The organism is Blastococcus sp. VKM Ac-2987 (genome assembly GCF_026967805.1).
GTDB lineage: Bacteria > Actinomycetota > Actinomycetes > Mycobacteriales > Geodermatophilaceae > Blastococcus.
The window spans coordinates 559,100-575,785 of sequence record NZ_JAPVBG010000002.1 but is presented as its reverse complement, the minus strand read 5'-3'; the positions used below and the strand labels follow the sequence as shown (position 1 = coordinate 575,785).

Sequence of the window (16,686 nt, the reverse complement as noted above, 5' to 3'; positions counted from 1 at the left end):
CCACGGCGTCGTCGACGCGCCAGTGCTCGCCCGCCGGGGGGCCGGCAGGTGCGACGAGGTCGCTCCGCTCAGCCACCCTCGGGGGCATCGACTCCCGTGCGGTCGTGCCGGTCGGCAGGGTGGGCCCCGTGGGGATCGAACCCACAACCCGCGGATTAAAAGTCCGCTGCTCTGCCAGTTGAGCTAGAGGCCCGGTGGGTGCAGAAATCCCTCCAGGTGACGCACCACACAACGCGTGAGACAACTGGGGGCGGCTGCGGCCCGCTGCGAGGCTAGCGCGCCGCTCACTGCGAACAGGAGACCGATGGGCCACCTACCCGGTGGTGCTCGGCCTCGAGCCCCCTTCGAGTCCACACGCTCGTCTGCGACGGCCGTTCGTCTGGCCATCTGCACCGACCGTCCTAGACGGTGTGCTCCTGCACAGCCGAAGAGAGCCTGCTCGCGAAGTGGCCGTAGCCGTCGGTGGCGCTGATACCGCGGCACTCCACAGCAAGCGCGACGATCTGCTCGGCTCCCACCTCCACCTGCTCGAACAACTCGACACTCCCGACGGGAAGGACCGGTCCGACGTCGGACGGTCGGGGGTAGAGCAGCACGGCACTCGTCGTCCCGGTGGCACGCATGAAGGCGAGGGTCTCGTAGATGTCGTCGGCCGCCATCGAGGGACGCGTGCCCTCACGGGTGCGGTACTTGGCATCCACGACGAGGACCGGCGTGCCATTCACGACGATCACGACGTCCGGTGTGACGTCGAGCGGGCTCGTCGACCGATCCCCGAGCCGATACGGCTGCTGGCCGAGCACCTCGGCAGGCATTCCGGTGCGCAACGCCGCCTCGACTAGCGCCTGCCATGTCTCCCAAGTCCGCAGCACGAACCCGGGCGTCAGCAGGTGCTCCTCCTGGAACTGAACCCCGAACCCGCGCAGCACCTGCAGGGACAGGTCGTAGGCGACTTGCCACTGCCGGTATCGGCTGGGAAGACGAACCGGGCGCAGCGACGTCACCGGCGGCTGATGGCCGATCGCCTGCCCAACCCGCAGCAGCTGCCGCCGTGTCTCGGAGTCGCGGACCTCGGGCAGCAACGCCCGCACCGCGCCGGCGAGCACCGCGTTGTGCTCGTTGTCGCGCCGCAGTTGCAGGACGCGTTGCGGCCAGCCGTCCGGGGGCGGAACGAACAGGTCGATCGGGTCCACGTCCCCCTCGTAGGCGAACTCCTGTACCTCCCGGGTCCGGTACGAGCGGACCGGACGCCGGTGGCTCTCCCAGAACAGCTGTACGAGTGTCTGGCCTACCAGGGTGGCGAGGTCGCCGCGGCGACCGTGGCCAGCGCGAATGTGCTCACGCGGCAGCACCCGGCCGGTGCGGGAGAACACCGCCAGCAGGAAGAAGTCCTCCTGCCAGCCGGGATCGTCCGGGTCAAGGAACTTCGGCGCGATCTGCAGTTCCAGGTCGGGTGACAGTCGGACGAGCCCGGCGATGCCGTCGACCCGCAATGAGCCCGACGCGCTCACCATGAACGGGCTACTGCGGAGCCGCAAGAGCTCGCGCAGACGACGCGCAGCGGGGTCCAGCAGCGCGAGAACCTCGTCGTGGGGCACACCCAGCGCGGCCGCCGCGGACCGCACCACACCGGGCTCGTCGCGGGCCTCCCGAACGGTCAGCCGCTGAAGCGAGGCCACGTCAGGCCTGGGCGATCGCCCGGAGCGCGGCGAGCAGCGGATCGCCGGAGAGGTACTCCGGCCCGCGCAGGTGCACGACGGGCTGGCCGGCGAACGTGGTCTCGTCCAGCTGGTACGGGCTGGCCCCACGATCCGCGGCGAGCACGTCGGCGACTCCTCGGGTGTCCCCGAAGAAGACCTCGTCCACGTGCTGGCGCACCAACCGCCAGACGCGGGCGGCGTACATGACGGCCTCGGGCAGCGGCTGAGGCGGAGCGTCGAGGATCAGCACTCCGTGGCCAAGCTGGTACTCGGGCCCGCGGCCCAGGCTGATCTTCTCGTTGACCCGCCGCCAAGCCGCGATGAGCAGGCTGTACACCTCTGCAGCCGAAGACGGCGTCCCCGCCGGCACGTCGGCGGCGTGCACGCCGAAGTGCCGATGCAGAACTGCCTCGTCGGGGGTGAGCCGGAACGGGGTGAAGCGGCGCAGGAACGCGACGTCCAGGGCCTCCACCGACGTGTCGACCTGGTTCATCGCCGCGACGATGTACAGGTGCTTCGGCAGCGCGTAGGAGATCTGATGGCCCTGCTCGTCGAGGATGTCGAAGTACGCCGTCCGGTTCGTCGGGCTTCCGGCGTCATCCAACCGCTTGTCGCCGTCGAGCGCGACGATCGACGGGCCGAACACCGCGACCGCCGGCCCGCGGTTGATCTCGTCGATGAGCAGCAACGCGGCGCCGTCCGGAGCGAGCGCGTGCTCGCTGGCCCGGTACAGGCTCCCCTCGGTCACCTCGAACCGGAGCACATCAGAGTCCGGGTCGACCCGGGGAACGATGCCGCGGAGGAGGTCACGCTGCTTGGAGCCGGAGTGCATGGGCATCGGGAACACCTCCCGCGTCCCGCGTGACGGGCTGGGCAGGTACGGCGGCGGCGGGCCGCCCGTGGTGGCCGGGATCGCGATCCTGCTGGTTCGCACGTAGGCCGGGCCACCGGTCTGGTGTCGGAAGCCACGTGCTACCTCGCCGAGCAGCCGTGACTTTCCCGTGCCGGGCGGGCCGCTGATGAGGACGTTGTGGTTCAGGCGCAGCAGGTCGAGAACGTCCTGGGCGTCCTGCGGGACCGGCGCCGGCGGGTTAGCGGACGTCATGCGCGTAGTGGACGTTGTCCTGGAAGTCGATGTAGCCGGCCACGGCACGGTCACGACGCCGGTTCGGGTTATCCAGATGCTCGAGCACCCGCCTGGCAACCGCCGGCGCCCACTCCCCCGCTCGGAGTTCGTGCTCGTATGCGTAGTGCACGCGAAGCTCGCCCTGGTCGTTCTGGACGAACAACACGAAGACCCGCGGCGGCCTGCCCTCCTCGTCCTTCATCGCCTCCCGCGCCTCCAGCAGCTGGCGGGTGGCCGGGGAGGCGTGCACCTTCGCGATGCGTCCCTCGCTAGGACGGGCGTCGGTCGGCGTCTCCCACACCATCTCTGCCTCGGTCGTCGTCTCCCCACCCGTCTCGGTCACCTCGTCCAGGTAGACCGGTCCCGTGCGCAGCGGCACATCGACCCGGCCGCCCTTCCGACGACGGTGCTCCTCACGCGAGAGCGGGAGAAGCCGGGCGAAGATCCCGTCGAACTCCTTGAACGGGAAACGCAGATCGCGAGCTCCGCCACCGCTGTCGCTGTCGTTGGACTTGGCCGCGAGCTTCCGGTAGTCGCCCTCGAGGAGCTCCTTGTAGACGAGCCTGCGTACCCCGACCGGCCTCTCCAGATCCCCGCTCGACACGTGCGACTCCCTACTTCGTCGGCTTGGCGTAGTCCGAAGGCACGTACGGCATCGCGCCCTGCGCCTGGGCACGGTCCGCCCGCACCCTCCAAGTACCAGCATCTTCTCCCAGTTCGGAGGCGAGAGCCGAAAGTGCAACGTCTCGGGTGACGGTGGACCTCTCCTCCCCGGGCAGCGGGGGCTGACCCCGGTCGAGCAACCGGAAGTCGTTGAGCACGATCTCGAGGTCGGCCAGGTCCAGGCCGAGGCTGCGGGCGGCGATCGCGTCGATCTCCGCCCGGTCCTGCCCCAACGCCCACAGATCGGCATCGCGCGCGCCCTCCGCCTGGCGCAGCCTGTCGGCCAGTTCGATGACGCGGAGGATCTCGTCGCGGGTCAGGGCCGGCAAGGGCAGCGACCGCAGCAGGAAGTAGTTCATGCTCGTCGTGACGACGCGGCGGGCGGCCCAGTCGACCGGCAGGCTGTTCGCCAGCGCGACCCACAGCGTGGCCGCCTCCTCGGTGCTCAGGCCGTCGACGTCGAAGGTGAGCGTCGGCACCTTGTTGCCGCACACCACGCCGGCCGGGATCAGCGCGGCTAGCAGGGTGCGTTCGTTCGTCTGCCCCGTGACGTCACAGAACCCCGCGCGGACGTCGCCGGTGCGGGCCTCGAGGGCGGGGGTGAGCAACCGGCGCGGGTACCAGAACTGCGGCGCGACCGCGGCCGCTGCGAGGCGCAGCGGCTCCCAGACCGCGGCGCGACCGGTGCCGGAGCGGTACGCCTTCGCCCGAACGCGGTGCTGATGCACCATGCGACCTTCGACCAGCGGAAGCGCGCTCGACGAGGCGCGGCAGACGAAGTCGGCCTTGTCGTTCGTCATGTCCAGCTCGCGCAGGTAGCTGTGCCGCCAGCTGTCGTGGTCGAGGGTCACGCCCTGTTCGGACATCCGCGCGAAGATCCGCCACTCGTCGGCGGTCCGAACCTCCGGCACGGTGAGATCGGGCCGAAGCCGCCGGAGCTCGGTCCGGTCGATCTCCACGGCCGGCTGAGCGAGGACCCCCGCGCCGGTGCCGGCGGCGTGATGCAACGCCAACGTCGAACCTGCATTCGCCTCGGTGAGCTGCGCGACAACGGCGAGAAACTTGAAGCGGGTGTCGATGGCGAAGAACGAGGCGCGGTTCTCCAGCACCGTGAGCGACAGCGCCTCGGCGTGGTCGAGGAGGAACTCGCGCAGCGGCTGGGTGCCCTGGGAGCGGATCAGTCCAGCCGGCAGCAGCAAGCCGAGCTGGCCGTGGGGGCGGACGACGCGTGCGGCCAGCTCGAGGAACAGCTTGTACAGGTCGGCCTCGCCCTTGCCCTGCAGCCGGGAGCGGGCACCGAGCTCGTCGGCGTACGCCAGCATCCGCTGCCGGGCCTCGTCGTAGGCGGCATCGTCGTGTCCCGTGTAGTCCGAGCCGTAGTGCCGATCGATCCCGGCGGAGGTGAGCAGCTCGTGGCGGGTGACCTTGAGCTTCTCCCACGGCGGGTTGCCGATCGCAGCCGCGAAGCCGCCAGGTGCGAGCGCCTCCCATTCGGCGAGCGGGCGCGTGAGGCTGTCGCCGATCACGAGGCGCTCGTCCAGGGCCGACACGGCGTCGAGGTCGTCGACGGTGGCGGCGAGGGCCGCTCGGGTCGAGGCCAGCGCGTCGCCGTGCAGGTCCGCTCCGCACACGGCGTCACGGACGAACCGCGTGGCCGCTGCTCGGTCACCGTCGGCGACGTGCAGGGTCAGGGCCACCAGCAACATGCCGCTGCCGGCGGCGAGGTCGATCACCCGATCGCCGGTGCGGTAGCTGCGCGGCAGCTGAGCGGCGAGGTGCTGGGCGAGGCGGAAGTCGGTGTAGTAGGCGCCGGCGGTGCGCCGCGCTCCAGGATCGAGCTGGGGGTGCGCCAGCGCCGACAGCGCGAGCGGGACTGGGATGGGGAGCGCGTCGAGCAGGTGCAACAGCTTGTCGCCCCAGACGCGCACGTCGTCTGCGGGGACCTGGCCGGGACGGCTGAAGCGCTCCCGGTAGTCATCCAGGTCCCAGCCGGCGTAGCTGGCCGCCGTCGCCTCCAGCAGGTCGAGCCGGCCAACGGCGGGCGCGTCGAGGTCGGCGAGCGCCCGCGTGACGAGCGCCGCGGCGTCGGCGAGTAGGCGCTGCTCGTGGGTCCGGGGGCGGCTCACGCGGCGGCCTCCAGCTGCGCGACCGGCTTGCGCAGGTCGAACAGATACTCGTTCACGTCGGAGCTGTGGGCGGCCGCGGCGCGGTTGGGCCGGTAGCGGCCGATCGCGCCCAGCCGGTGCACGGTTAGCTCCCCGTGCTCGGCCAGGACCGCCTCGAGGTCCGCGCGGCTCACGTGGCCCTGATTGCTGTAGCTGAGCAAGATGCGACCGGCACCGCATTCCTCGACGAGCCGGTCCAGCGCGGTGAGCGCGCGGCTGCGGTAGCAGAAGTCTGACGCGAGGTGCTTCCACGGACGCAGGCCGGTCACTCCGCCGACGTCCGGCTCGTCGCCCGCCGCGACGGTCTCGAGGATGTGGTAGTAGGCCGCGTACTGCCGCTTGGTGTACGGCGGATCGAAGTAGGCGACGTCCTCGGGCTGGTACTCAACGTCGAGCACGTCCCCGACACTGACCTCGAGCCGCAAGGTCTGCTCAGCGAGCTGTCGAGGCGCCATCCGCAACGGCCGCATCGCCGTGGCCGTCCAGTCCCGCAGGAAGCACCCGTAGGTGCCCGCGGTGTTGGCGACGTGGTTCACCGCGACCATCAGGTCGGCGAGAAGCAGTACATGTTCCAGCTCGGTGAGCCCACCGGCGGCGTTCCAGGCGGCGATCTGAGCGCGCGCCGCGTCGATCTTGCGGGCGTTGGCGACGGTGAAGTACTTCCGCTCCACTCCCGCGGTCTCCACCGAGAGGGGGCTGTACTCGCGCGCGATGAATCCGACGGTGCCCCCGAGTCCGTTCAACGCCGCCACCGCGGCCTCGTACCCGCCGAGGCCCGAGAATCGGGCCTGGTCCCGGCTGACGAGCCGCGCAGTCGCGGTAATCGCGGCGCTGCGCAACGAGTCGTTGAGACGCACACCCCACCCGGCCTCGGCGGCGGCTACGGCGACCGAACCGGTCCCGCAGAACGCGTCGACGAACACACCCGCTGGCGTCCCCGGCGCTCCGAGCTCGTCGATGATCTCCGCCGCGACGCGCGCCTTCGAACCGATGTACCGCAGGCCCACCGCCACCTCCTTCGTCGACCCGTACCGTGCGCGGCGGCCTGCGAGCGGCAATCGACTGAACCCTACGGCCGGGCGGTCCGCCGGTCGGTCAGCCCGCGAACGTGTCGCGGCTGGGTGACGGGTCACATGCGGGGAGGTGGCCGAGCGGGGGTTCGGCCCAGCTTGGCGAATCTGCGAGGCAGTCACGGCGTACCTGTACACGGCCGGGCCGACACAATCACGGCGGGTCCAGCCGCTACCCCCCGTCCTCGCATGCCCCACCCGTCACGCCCGTGAACCATGCCTCGCCCACATGCCTCGTACCGAGGCGCGCGGCCGCCAGCGAGACACCGTTGCTACTGGACGCGCTCATACCCCGTCGTGTCCGCGGCGAGGGTCGCGGCGGTGCTGGTTCACCTCCCGTCGTGCCGGCCTGACCCTCGCCGCGTGGCACGGCGGGTGCCCGCGCGTGATGTGCGGTGTGGAGTTGTCGAGGTGCGTGCGGGCGGCCGGTTGCCGCCAGGCTCCCGTTCCGCCGCGACGGACCGTGCGGCACCGCGCGGAACAGTCAGTCGCCTATTCCAGCCACTGTCTTATGAGCTATCACACGAGAACACATGCAACCTCTTGACACGCAGGCTTGCATGGGAGCACGGTGTGTTCACAAGAGATCGCCGGTGATCTCTAACGAGCGAAAGGAGACACACAATGAACACGCAAGAACTTGCGGACGCCGCCCAGAAGATCGGTGAGGGTTGGCACGAGCTGGCGCAGGCGCTGGCTCGCTTGGGCGACCCCGAGGGCATCGAGCCCGAGGCGCCCGAGGCGGAGACCGAGCTCGACATCTCGGGCAGCACCAACGAAGGAAGGCGTCGTCGGCAGGCGATCGTGCTGCACGCCCTTGAGCAGGCGGGCGGACGCATGCACAAGGACGCCTTCTACCGCATCGCACAGTCGGTCGGGTACGACAACCGCGGGCTGGCCGGCTTCTCGACCGTGCAGGCGAATCTCGTGCAGGTGGAGCACGGGGAGGGCGGCACGGACAGCGGATACCGCGTGCTGACCGACAAGGGCCGCCGCCGACTGGAGGTGAACCGCCACCTGCTGCCGCCGGAGTGAGGCCGGATCACAGCCGCAGTGCCACGAATCCCCGCCACCTGATCGGTGGACGGGGATTCGTGTGCGTGAGGGCGCCGGCAGCTACCCGGCCTCGAGCGGGTCGAGGGCGATCTGGTGGAGGCAGTCGATGCCGTACTCGCGGCCGAGGACGTCGGCGGCGGCGCGCAGCCGGCTGGTCGCCTGGTAGGCGTGGCGGGCGGCCCAGTGGCGGATGGAGTTCGGGGCGACGTCCTCGCCGGTGATGCCGGCGGCGTCGAGGACGCGGTTGAGGTTGCCGCTGATCGAGGCCTGAACGTCCTTGTGCCCGGGGTCTTTGCGGCCGGTGTAGGCCACGGTGGCGCCGGCCGGGACGGCGGTGCGCTGGAGCGTGCGCAGCACCCGCGCGGTCTGTGCGCGCCCCCAGGGAGTGAGGGCGACTGTGCGGGGGGCGGCGTCGCGGGTGCCGACGAACGCAACGGTGGTCGGCGTCTGCATGTCGTCGAAGTCGGTGCCGCGCGCGCTGGGGATCTCACCGGTGCCGCCGCCGGCCTCGGCCAGTGTCCAGGTGATGGTGACCTGGTCACGGCTGGCCGGGTTCCAGCCGGTCACGGTGAGCCGGCCGGCGACGACCTCGATCTCGGTGAGCGGGCGGTCGGGCAGGACGTCGGTCGGCTGGGGCTTCTTGCCGGCGCGGCGGGCCTTCGCGGCGCGGGTGCGCTGCAGTTCGGTCAGCCGGAACAGCTGAGGGACGGGGATCTCGCCGGCCGGCCCACGCCGGCCGCGGGCAACGGTCAGCCAGGCGGGACCGTCGGCGACGTCGGTGCCGGCGGCGGTGGGGATGCCGAGGTGGTCGAGGGTGAGCCAGATGACGATCAGCGTCATCCGACGCCAGTGCTTGTGCTCGAGGGTGGGTTCGCCGTCGAACTTGCCGTTGACGAACCTCGCCGCGCAGCCGGTGTCGACCGCGCGCAGGTCGTCGACCTTGTTGGAGGGCAGCCAGGCGGCGAAGCGGCTCAGCGTGGCGACCGCGGCGTCGAGACCGGCCGGGGTGGGGAACAGGTTGAGCTCGCGCCATACCGCGGGCAGCAGCGCCAGCACCTCGGCCGGCATCAGGGGCTGGTCGGGCTCGGCGCGGTGGCCGGCGGCGATGGTGACCGCCTCGGCGTAGCTGGCGGTCGGCAGCGCGGGCAGTGGCTGCGGGGCAGTTGGGGCGCCCGGGCGCAGGTCGGCAAGGGTGAAGGGGGCGCGGACGCGGGCCGGGACCGCAGGCTCCAGGACCTCCTCGACAGCGGGCGGAACGGGGACGGCGGCGGTCATCGGGAAGGTTCTCCTCGGGGGGTGCCGAGGCGGTCCCCGGCGGTGAACCCACCCTCTTCGACCAGGCCGTTCCCCCGCGTCGGCCGCCGACCCGATCTCTGTGTCCCCCCATCGCCCTACACGACGGCCGCGGCCGGGGACGCCCGGTGGGCGCTCCCCCGGCCGCGGCGGGTGCGGGTGGTACTCGGATCAGGCGGCGGCGCGGGGCGCCTTGCGGGTCTTCTTCGGCTTGTGCCCGGCCTCCAGCCCGGTGCCCAGGTGGTGGACGTAGGTCAGCGCGTTGTTCAGCAGTGCCCAGGCCAGCCAGTCCAGCAGCTGGGCGTGCGGGTCGAGGCTCTGCGCGCGGCCCTGGATGTAGAGGGTCTTGTTGTAGGAGGAGTTGGCGCCCTCGGTGTCGTTGCGGACGTCGAAGAGCGCATGGAAGGCCTCGGTGTAGGCCTCCGGCAGCACCCGCAGCAGCCGAGTGGCCCGGTTGCGCTGGCGGCGGGTGCCAAGCGTGGGGCGCAGCACGATGCGGTGGACGAAATCCCCGTGCCGGCAGGGGATGCGGAAGTCCAGCTGCAGGTAGTAGCAGCCGGCGTCGTCGCGAGGGCGGGCAGCGCCGACGCGCTCCAGCGGCTCACGGGTGGTCTTCACCTTCTCCCCGGTGACCTCATCGAGCGTCCACTCCCATAGGGCCTGGTCGTCGGCGACGAGCCCGTGCCGGCACTCCGTGCCGTCGGCCAGCTCGTGCACCGCGGGGTCGAAGTCGAAGCTGACCAGCGTGGCCTTCTGCTTCGCCTTGCCCGAGGGCGTCAGGAAGGTGCGCTGTCCGACCGGGTCCCGGTAGCCGGGGTCGTCGAGGACGGTGCGCACCGTGTGGTGGAACTCCGCGCCGCGCAGCCGCTTCTTCTCGGCGGCGGTCTTGATCTCCCGGCCGTCGGCACGGTGCGTGGCGATCTTCATCGCCGTCGGCGTGTTGTCCGGCTGGCGGGTGCGGTTGCTCGCCCGCGTGGTGGCCTTCTTGCCGGTGTCGGCCTGCGGCGCCTTGTTGACGGTGATGACGCCCTCGACGAGCAGCTCGTCGATCGGGAGGCCGTCGAACAGGCCGTCGTAGATGAGGAAGTGCAGCGCATCGCCGATCAGGCCGCGCACCTGGCGCACCGCTGGCAGCGCGACCTCCTTCTCCGCGCCGGGCGCCATGCCGGTGAACAGCACCACCCGGCTGTCGGTCAGCTCCGGGTGGCGCCAGTACAGGCCCACCATGTTCAGCCCGACTCCGGTCTTGCCGTCGGCGGCGCTGTCGGTGAAGACCGTCTGCACCCGGGGCGTGCCGACGGTGGCCCTCGAGCCGTACAGCTGGGTCTGGGTGGTGCCGTCGGCGAAGGTGTCGATGAACTCGCGGACCCCGGAGTTGGCCTTCTTCGTCGACCCGTCGCCGTGGATGGCGTTGAGCCGGTTGGGGGTCTGCAGGTCGATGTCCTCGTCGGGGAAGCCCCCCAGGGCGCGAACCAGTTCGACGGAGACCACGCCGAGGTGGCGGATGAGCTGCTGGAGCACCGTCGGCTTGGCCGGGTCGTAGATGCCGTCGTCGATCGGCTGGCCCTTCGTGTGCTTGGGCGCGAGGTACTCGTCGCGGTAGTACTCGAACTGGGCCCAGGTCATTGGCTGCTCGCGCAGCCACACCCCGGTCAGCTGGTGGTAGGCCACCCGGAACCGCAGCCAGTTGATCGGGTTCCGCATCTCCGCGTCGACCTGCGCGCCGGAGCGGAAGACCCGTTCCAGGACGGTGTAGATGAGCATGAGCAGCGGCGGGTAGTCCATCCTCCGGCCGCCCTTGCCCTTCGTGGACTTCGGTTCGGGCAGTACCGCGGCGAAGGTGGCCAGGTCCGGCCACTGCAGCACCGCGCAGGCCACGTCGATCGCCGGGGCCGCGGCGCCGCGAAGGCGCTCGCCGGCGCGCAGGTTGTCCATCGCCAGCAGCTCGGCGACCGACATGCTCAGCAGCGCGGTCACCTCGGCCGGGGCGGTGTCGTCAGAGGAGACCAGCCGGGTCACGGACTGGGGCTGGTGGGAGAAGGCGGGGCCGGTAGCCCCGGTGGGGTTCGGGTGGATCACGGGCGTGGTCGACGTCGGCATCGAGGGGTGCTCCAGGTCAGTCGTGTCAGGGACACGACGACCCGTCCGGACCCGCGTACCGGTAGGCAGTCGCCACCATCGGGCCCGATCGGTGACTCGGCGTTTCGTAGCCACCGCGCGCGCTACGAAAGGCAGGCTGCCGACGTGCCGCGACGACGTACCTGCCTGGCCTGCAAGCGCCCCCTGGCTCACCCCGACACCGGCCGGCCCCGCACGTACTGCTCGCTGAGCTGCCGACAGCGGCTGTACCGGAAGCGCCGCAAGCAACAGCAGCGCGACGAGGCGAGCCTGCTGGCTCAGCTGTGGGCCACCCCTGTCGCGCTACGCGCGCTGGTCTGGGCCGCGTTCCCGCACATCACCCTCGACGTCGCCGCCACCCGGGACACCGCGCTCACCGAGCTCTACATCGGGCCCGACCAGACCGACCCCCTCCTTCAGGACGCCTTGAGCCCGGAGGTGGACTGGGCCGAGCTGGCCGCCGGCGGAGCGTGCTGGATGAACTGCCCGTACCGGCGTGATCTGCTGCCGCGGTTCCTCGCCAAGGCGGTGGCCACCGCCGCCCACTGCGACGTGGTCGGCCTGATCCCCTGCAAGCCGACCGAGCGCTGGTGGATCACGTGGGTCCGAGACACCGGCGCTCGCTGGGAGGCGATCCCCGGCCGGGTCGCCTTCGACCACCCCGATGGGACACCGGGCAGGTCCGCTCCCATGGGAGTGGCGCTGGTGCACTGGCCGGCGAGGATCGGCGAGCTTCCCCACGGCGGGGAGACCCGGTTGCTTGGCGTCGCGGCCGGCCAGTAGCCGACCGTCACCGCGCTCACGGCCGGCGACTCACTCGTTTTCGTGAACCGGCCGGCCGTGGCTCAAGCTCGGCGGCCGTCCCGACGATGCAGTCAGCGCGGTGATGAACCGCCGCCCCGCAAGGGGCCGCGCCCACTCGGGCGCCGGGGCCCTGGGCTCGTCCTTCGGACGACCCAGGGCCCTTCTCCGCATTCGGCGATCCCCGCCGAGCGGACCGGCCGGCAGCGAACACGGCCCGCGCGTTCACTGGACCCTGCCGTTGTCAGTACCAGGTTGCACGATGCCCGCCATGAACAGCGCACCCGAAGCGCCACCGGCCGCCGGCGGGCACCGGTGGCGCTGGCAGAAGCGGCCTCACGGTGCCATTGAATGGGTCGCGCCAGCACCGGGACAGCTGGGCGAGGACGGCGGCACAGTCACGGTGAGTCCGCCCAGCCCGCATCCGGGCCGCTGCCCGTCGTGCGGTCGGCGCGCGCACATCCGCGTCGCCTTCCTCGCGCTGCCCGTGTGCTCACCCTTCGGCCCTGTGGGACAGGGCTGCTCTCGAGCCCACGCCACCCAGTCCATCGCGGCGAAGTGGTCGAGCTGGACAGACGTCAGCGCCGCCCACACCGAGGCGGCCGGCGAGCTCCGTGCGCGCGCGGATGCCTCGGAGTGGGACGAGCGGACCGCTGCCTACATCGAGCATCGCGGCCAGTACGCCGCGTTCCTGGCCGCCGCGCCCAGCGAGACCGCACGCCGGTTGGCACTCCAACTGTGGAGCGGCGACCCTCCCCGGCTCAGCGTGGCCGACACCGCAACCATCATCACCGGCATCCTGACCGAACCACCCGAACACGACGGGCAGGCCAACGCTCGGGACGCGGACGCGGGCCACTGACACAGTCCAGCTAGGGCGTGTCTGCGGGTCTTGCGTGCCACCGCCGATCTCCCTGAAGGCGGCCTATGGGACACCTGCGGCCCTGTTCCTTTCTAAAGAGCACACATGCGCCGATCAGCAGAAATGTCGGAGGCGCGACCTAGCGTTCACCACGTGATTACAGCGAACCCATTCGGCGTCGGAGCCAGTGGCGAGAGCCGAATGCGGCGCTCGGGTCGTTGTGCATGTTGCGGCCTGGCCTACGGGTACGAATGGTGGCCGGGCGCCCCCGCCCAGCCCTACTGCGCCCCTTGTCTCGATCATGCCGGGGGTCCGAACGCCACTGACGACTCACGCACGCTTGCGCGGCTCCTCGACCATGAGCCACGGATCAGGGCCTACGCCGACCACGCTGCCAGGCGGGCGACGCAGTACGAGGGCGAGGCCAAGAAGGCGAAGACCGACGGGGCGAGGCAAGCCGCTGCGGCGCTGAGGCAGCGCGACCACTACCGCCAGTTGCTCGCTGACGTCTACAGGATCCACAGCGAGGCAAAGGGCCAGTGCCATACCTGCAAGTCCAGGTATCCATGCTCCACGGTGAAGGTGCTGGAAGGTGGCCCCGGGGGAACAGGCGACGCCATCATCCGAGCCGCGTCACGGCGAGACGACCATGTGGATCTCTTCGGGGAGCGATAGGCCCTTCCCCGGATCTCACCCTCACCGTAAGGGGGGCGGAGCTGACCACGGCAAATGAGAGCGACGGGCATGGGTCCATCGGGCCTCGTCCACCCCGCGGTCATGTACGGGGTTCAGCCGCGGACGAGTTCAAACTCGACCTCGGGGCTATCGCTCGCGATGGTCACCACGTGGGCACGGATAGGCGCGACATCGTCGCCCAAGATGACAACTGTGTCGCCAGCCTGTAAGCGCCGCCGGACCGAGGCCTTCACGCGCGAGCGCACGCGGCCTGCGTCGCGACCGACCAGGGAGAAGTCGATGAAGATCTCCGGCACCACGCCACCTCCTTGCCTGTAAGCGTGGCATCCGCCGCTGGACTGGTCCATGCGCAGGTGCCGTGCTCAGGCGGAGCGCAGTGATCGCCGACGACCGCCAGCGGGCGTGGCCACGCCGGCCTCTGCTGCCCTGTGAGCGACCACAGCGTTGGACAGCAACGCGAAACAGACCGCGTCGAGCAGCTGACGGCGCCAGCCCAAGCTCATCGCCCTGTTCACCAGCAACGACCGTTTGAACGCGCTGTTGAACGCCTCGGAGTCGTTGCGGATCCCGTAGAGACGGGCGAAGTCCTCCTCGCCTTCGGCGATCAGCCGCACGTTCTCGGCGCGGCGGGCGTCGGGGTCGCCGGTCTCACCGTGCGGGGTGATCCACGCGTCGAAGTCCCCCCGGGGGCAGGGCACCACGAAGGCGGCGGAGAAGTGGTAGTTGCCGTTGCCGCGGCGCGGCCGCTTCACCTGCCGGCGGGTGAGCCGGTGCGCCACGACCGGGTCGCCGGTGTCGTCGAGCGTGACCTCCACGATCGCGCCGTCGACGGCGGCGAGGGCGTGGGTGCACTCGCCGTCGTCGGTGTCGTGCTCCCAGCTGCCCAGCGGATAGCTCTTGACGGCCTTGAGCCCTCCCCGCTCCGCCTTCTCCGCCTCACTGAGCGGTGCTGCGGCGACCTTGTTGACCACGACCAGCCCGTGCCGGGTCATCAGGTGCTCCAAATGCACTCCCCGAAGCGCACCGTCGTACACCACCGCCAGCACGCCGGCGCCGGCGACGCGGTGCACGTCGCCGATGAGCCGGACCGCGGCCTCGGCCTCCCGCCCGGGTCGCTCAGCCCGCCCGACGGCGAGCACGACCCGCTGGAAAGGGGCATCGCCGCGGGCGTAGACGACGACCAGGTTGGTGCCGTGCACCGGGCCGGTGTGCCCGTGCCACTCGGCACTGTCGGGGTCGTAGCGGCGGGTGGGTATCTCGACCAGCTCGCCGGTGCCCTTGTCGCGGTACCGGCGAACCCGCTCCCCCGTCTCCGGGTCCTCGATCCACACCACGGTCGGCGGTTTGTACAGCGAGCGGACGACCGTGCCGTCGCCGTAGACCGTCCGGGACCGGGCCGGATGGTTCAGCGACCCCGGGCCCTTGGGATCCAACAGCCCGAGGGAGCGTGCCTGGGCCACCGAGCCGGCGATGAACAGCCGGTGCATCTCGGCTAGCGCCTCGTCGGTGGTGAGGTGGGTGTTGCGGGCGTACTGCCAGGCGGCCCACGTCGGCGGCCGATCCCCCGGCGGCGCCCACAGCTCGTCGGGCAGCTGGTCCCGCATGGCGGCAGCCTCGGCCTGCATCAGCGGCCACAGGCCGCCGTTGCGCAGCTCGGCGTCCAGCTTCGCGCCCGAGCGGGTCATCCGGGCCAGCACGCCGAAGGCGATGAGCAGGTAGCCGGGGTACACGGGTCGGCGCCCGACCGGCGGGTCGGCAGGAATGAGCGCGCCCAGCTCGTAGATCAGTCGATGCCGCATGACCGCCCGCACCTGCTCCACGGTCGAGGGCACAGCGCTGCGCGGGCGGCTCATCGCGGCTCCCGCCAGGCCAGCGCGATGTCCTCGGCGGCGGAGTCCAGGCTGCGCGCCCCCAACCGGCGGGCCACCTCCTCGATCGGCGCACCGGCGTCGAACAGTTCACGGCCGGCCCAGTGGCGCAGCGACGCCGGGCGTACATCCGGCTCCGCGCTCAGCCCGGCCAGGTTCAGGACGGTGCCGAGCGCGTTGCAGACGCTGGCCTGGCCCACGTGCCCACCGGGCCTCGCGGCGCCGCGGTAGGCCAGCAGCGTGTCGGGGGTGGCACCGGCGGCATGCAGTGCCTCCAGATGGCGGACCAGCACTGCCCCGCCCCATGCGGTCAGCGTCCCGGTGCGCGGGTCGTGGCGGCTGGTGCCGGGCAGCTGTACCGCCTCCGGTCGGTGCGGGTGGTCCAGGTCGCGGATACGCAGCGCACTGATCTCGCTGGACACCGCGGTGGTCTCCCCCAGCGCCCAGCACACCGCCAGCCGCAGCGTCCTCGCTCCCACGCCCATCCGGCTCGACAAGCGGCATAGCGCCGCCTCGTCAGCGGTCAGCGGCCGTGCTGCGAGCACGCCACGCGGCGGCAGGACCAGGTCCAGCGTGGGATCCCCGTCGTACTCGCCACGAGACCGCAGCGATCGGTACAGCATCCGCAGACAGGTGCGCCGGGCGTGCATCGTGGCCAGCTCCGGCGGCAGCCCGGCTCGCGTTGGAGCGTGCACGAACGCCGCCGCGTCCTCTGGCCGCTCCTGCCCGAACCGGTGGACACCGGTGCGTTCCAGTCGGCGTACATACCGGCCGACCGTCTCGGTGGCGCGCAGCATCGTCTGCTCGCTGATCAGCCACTCGTCGCGCCACTGCGCGACCACAGCGGCCATCGCGTCGGCCAGCGGTGGCCCGGCTTTCGCCGTGGCCGTCGCCGGCGGGGTGCTCTTGGCGGCTACCCGTCGCCCCACGTCGTCTCCCTTGGTCGGGTGTGTGACGGGGGCAAGGTGCGGGCGATCTTCGCGGCTGCATTCGCCCGCACGTCCGATCACGTGCGTTCTCTGGCTCGTCGGCGGGTGATTGCGCAGTAGCCAGGAACCGCGCACAGACCTCCACATCCGGTCTTGTGCCGGTGACCGCCGGCGTCACGCCCGGACCGCCTTCGGGCGGGCACCTCGCAGCTCATCCCCATCACGGTGACCGCGGACAACTCCACAGCGAACGAACGGGCCCGGCACACACGTGCGGGCGGGACCGCGACGTCGCGCGCCGATGGCACCGAAGGAGGTGATGAGCAGCCACCGGGCGCA

Annotated in this window: 13 protein-coding genes and 1 tRNA gene; 3 read left to right on the top strand and 11 right to left on the bottom strand. The window is 71.2% G+C overall.

The genetic code is table 11. The annotated features are described in order from the left end of the window. Positions 1–120 precede the first annotated feature (120 nt). From O2W17_RS11640 to O2W17_RS11615, 6 genes are all read right to left on the bottom strand, one after another. Positions 121–193, bottom strand: a tRNA-Lys gene (locus tag O2W17_RS11640). A 208-nt stretch (positions 194–401) separates the two neighbouring features. Then, the gene (locus O2W17_RS11635) at positions 402–1,679 is read right to left on the bottom strand and encodes a 5-methylcytosine restriction system specificity protein McrC (protein ID WP_269192597.1); all 1,278 of its coding nucleotides are present in this window, start codon (positions 1,677–1,679) and stop codon (positions 402–404) included. 1 nt (position 1,680) lies between these two features. Further along, positions 1,681–2,805, bottom strand: a complete 1,125-nt coding sequence (locus O2W17_RS11630) for an AAA family ATPase (RefSeq protein WP_269192596.1) — start codon at positions 2,803–2,805, stop codon at positions 1,681–1,683. After that, the gene (locus O2W17_RS11625; RefSeq protein ID WP_269192595.1) at positions 2,792–3,430 is read right to left on the bottom strand and encodes a hypothetical protein; all 639 of its coding nucleotides are present in this window, start codon (positions 3,428–3,430) and stop codon (positions 2,792–2,794) included. Before O2W17_RS11625 ends, O2W17_RS11630 begins: the two co-directional genes overlap by 14 nt. A gap of 10 nt (positions 3,431–3,440) precedes the next feature. Next, positions 3,441–5,615, bottom strand: coding sequence for an Eco57I restriction-modification methylase domain-containing protein (locus O2W17_RS11620; RefSeq protein ID WP_269192594.1), 2,175 nt, complete (start codon positions 5,613–5,615; stop codon positions 3,441–3,443). After that, complete coding sequence (locus O2W17_RS11615) at positions 5,612–6,661, bottom strand: DNA adenine methylase (protein WP_269192593.1); 1,050 nt, start codon at positions 6,659–6,661, stop codon at positions 5,612–5,614. Before O2W17_RS11615 ends, O2W17_RS11620 begins: the two co-directional genes overlap by 4 nt. 687 nt (positions 6,662–7,348) lie before the next feature. Between O2W17_RS11615 and O2W17_RS11610 the strand changes: the two genes are divergently transcribed. Next, entirely contained in the window at positions 7,349–7,759 is a 411-nt protein-coding gene (locus O2W17_RS11610) for a hypothetical protein (RefSeq protein ID WP_269192592.1), read from the top strand. A gap of 81 nt (positions 7,760–7,840) precedes the next feature. Here the strand turns inward: O2W17_RS11610 and O2W17_RS11605 are convergent, their stop codons facing one another. Then, positions 7,841–9,055 (bottom strand): hypothetical protein, encoded by a 1,215-nt coding sequence (locus O2W17_RS11605; protein WP_269192591.1) that lies wholly within the window; start codon positions 9,053–9,055, stop codon positions 7,841–7,843. Between the two features lie 189 nt (positions 9,056–9,244). Then, positions 9,245–11,173 (bottom strand): hypothetical protein, encoded by a 1,929-nt coding sequence (locus tag O2W17_RS11600; RefSeq protein ID WP_269192590.1) that lies wholly within the window; start codon positions 11,171–11,173, stop codon positions 9,245–9,247. A 144-nt stretch (positions 11,174–11,317) separates the two neighbouring features. On the opposite strand from O2W17_RS11600, the gene O2W17_RS11595 reads away from it, so the two are divergent. Both O2W17_RS11595 and O2W17_RS11590 read left to right on the top strand, forming a co-directional pair. Further along, complete coding sequence (locus tag O2W17_RS11595) at positions 11,318–11,974, top strand: DNA N-6-adenine-methyltransferase (protein ID WP_269192589.1); 657 nt, start codon at positions 11,318–11,320, stop codon at positions 11,972–11,974. Between the two features lie 289 nt (positions 11,975–12,263). Next, complete coding sequence (locus O2W17_RS11590) at positions 12,264–12,854, top strand: hypothetical protein (protein ID WP_269192588.1); 591 nt, start codon at positions 12,264–12,266, stop codon at positions 12,852–12,854. 788 nt (positions 12,855–13,642) lie between these two features. Here O2W17_RS11590 and O2W17_RS11585 read toward each other — a convergent pair. The 3 genes from O2W17_RS11585 to O2W17_RS11575 all read right to left on the bottom strand — a co-directional run bounded on the left by O2W17_RS11585 (position 13,643) and on the right by O2W17_RS11575 (position 16,347). Continuing rightward, positions 13,643–13,849: a hypothetical protein gene (locus O2W17_RS11585; protein WP_269192587.1), complete on the bottom strand. Its 207-nt coding sequence runs from the start codon at positions 13,847–13,849 to the stop codon at positions 13,643–13,645. A 63-nt stretch (positions 13,850–13,912) separates the two neighbouring features. After that, positions 13,913–15,403, bottom strand: a complete 1,491-nt coding sequence (locus tag O2W17_RS11580) for a hypothetical protein (protein ID WP_269192586.1) — start codon at positions 15,401–15,403, stop codon at positions 13,913–13,915. Then, positions 15,400–16,347 carry a hypothetical protein gene (locus tag O2W17_RS11575; RefSeq protein WP_269192585.1) on the bottom strand — a complete coding sequence of 316 codons (948 nt, stop codon included), beginning with the start codon at positions 16,345–16,347 and terminating at the stop codon, positions 15,400–15,402. Before O2W17_RS11575 ends, O2W17_RS11580 begins: the two co-directional genes overlap by 4 nt. Positions 16,348–16,686: the final 339 nt, after the last annotated feature.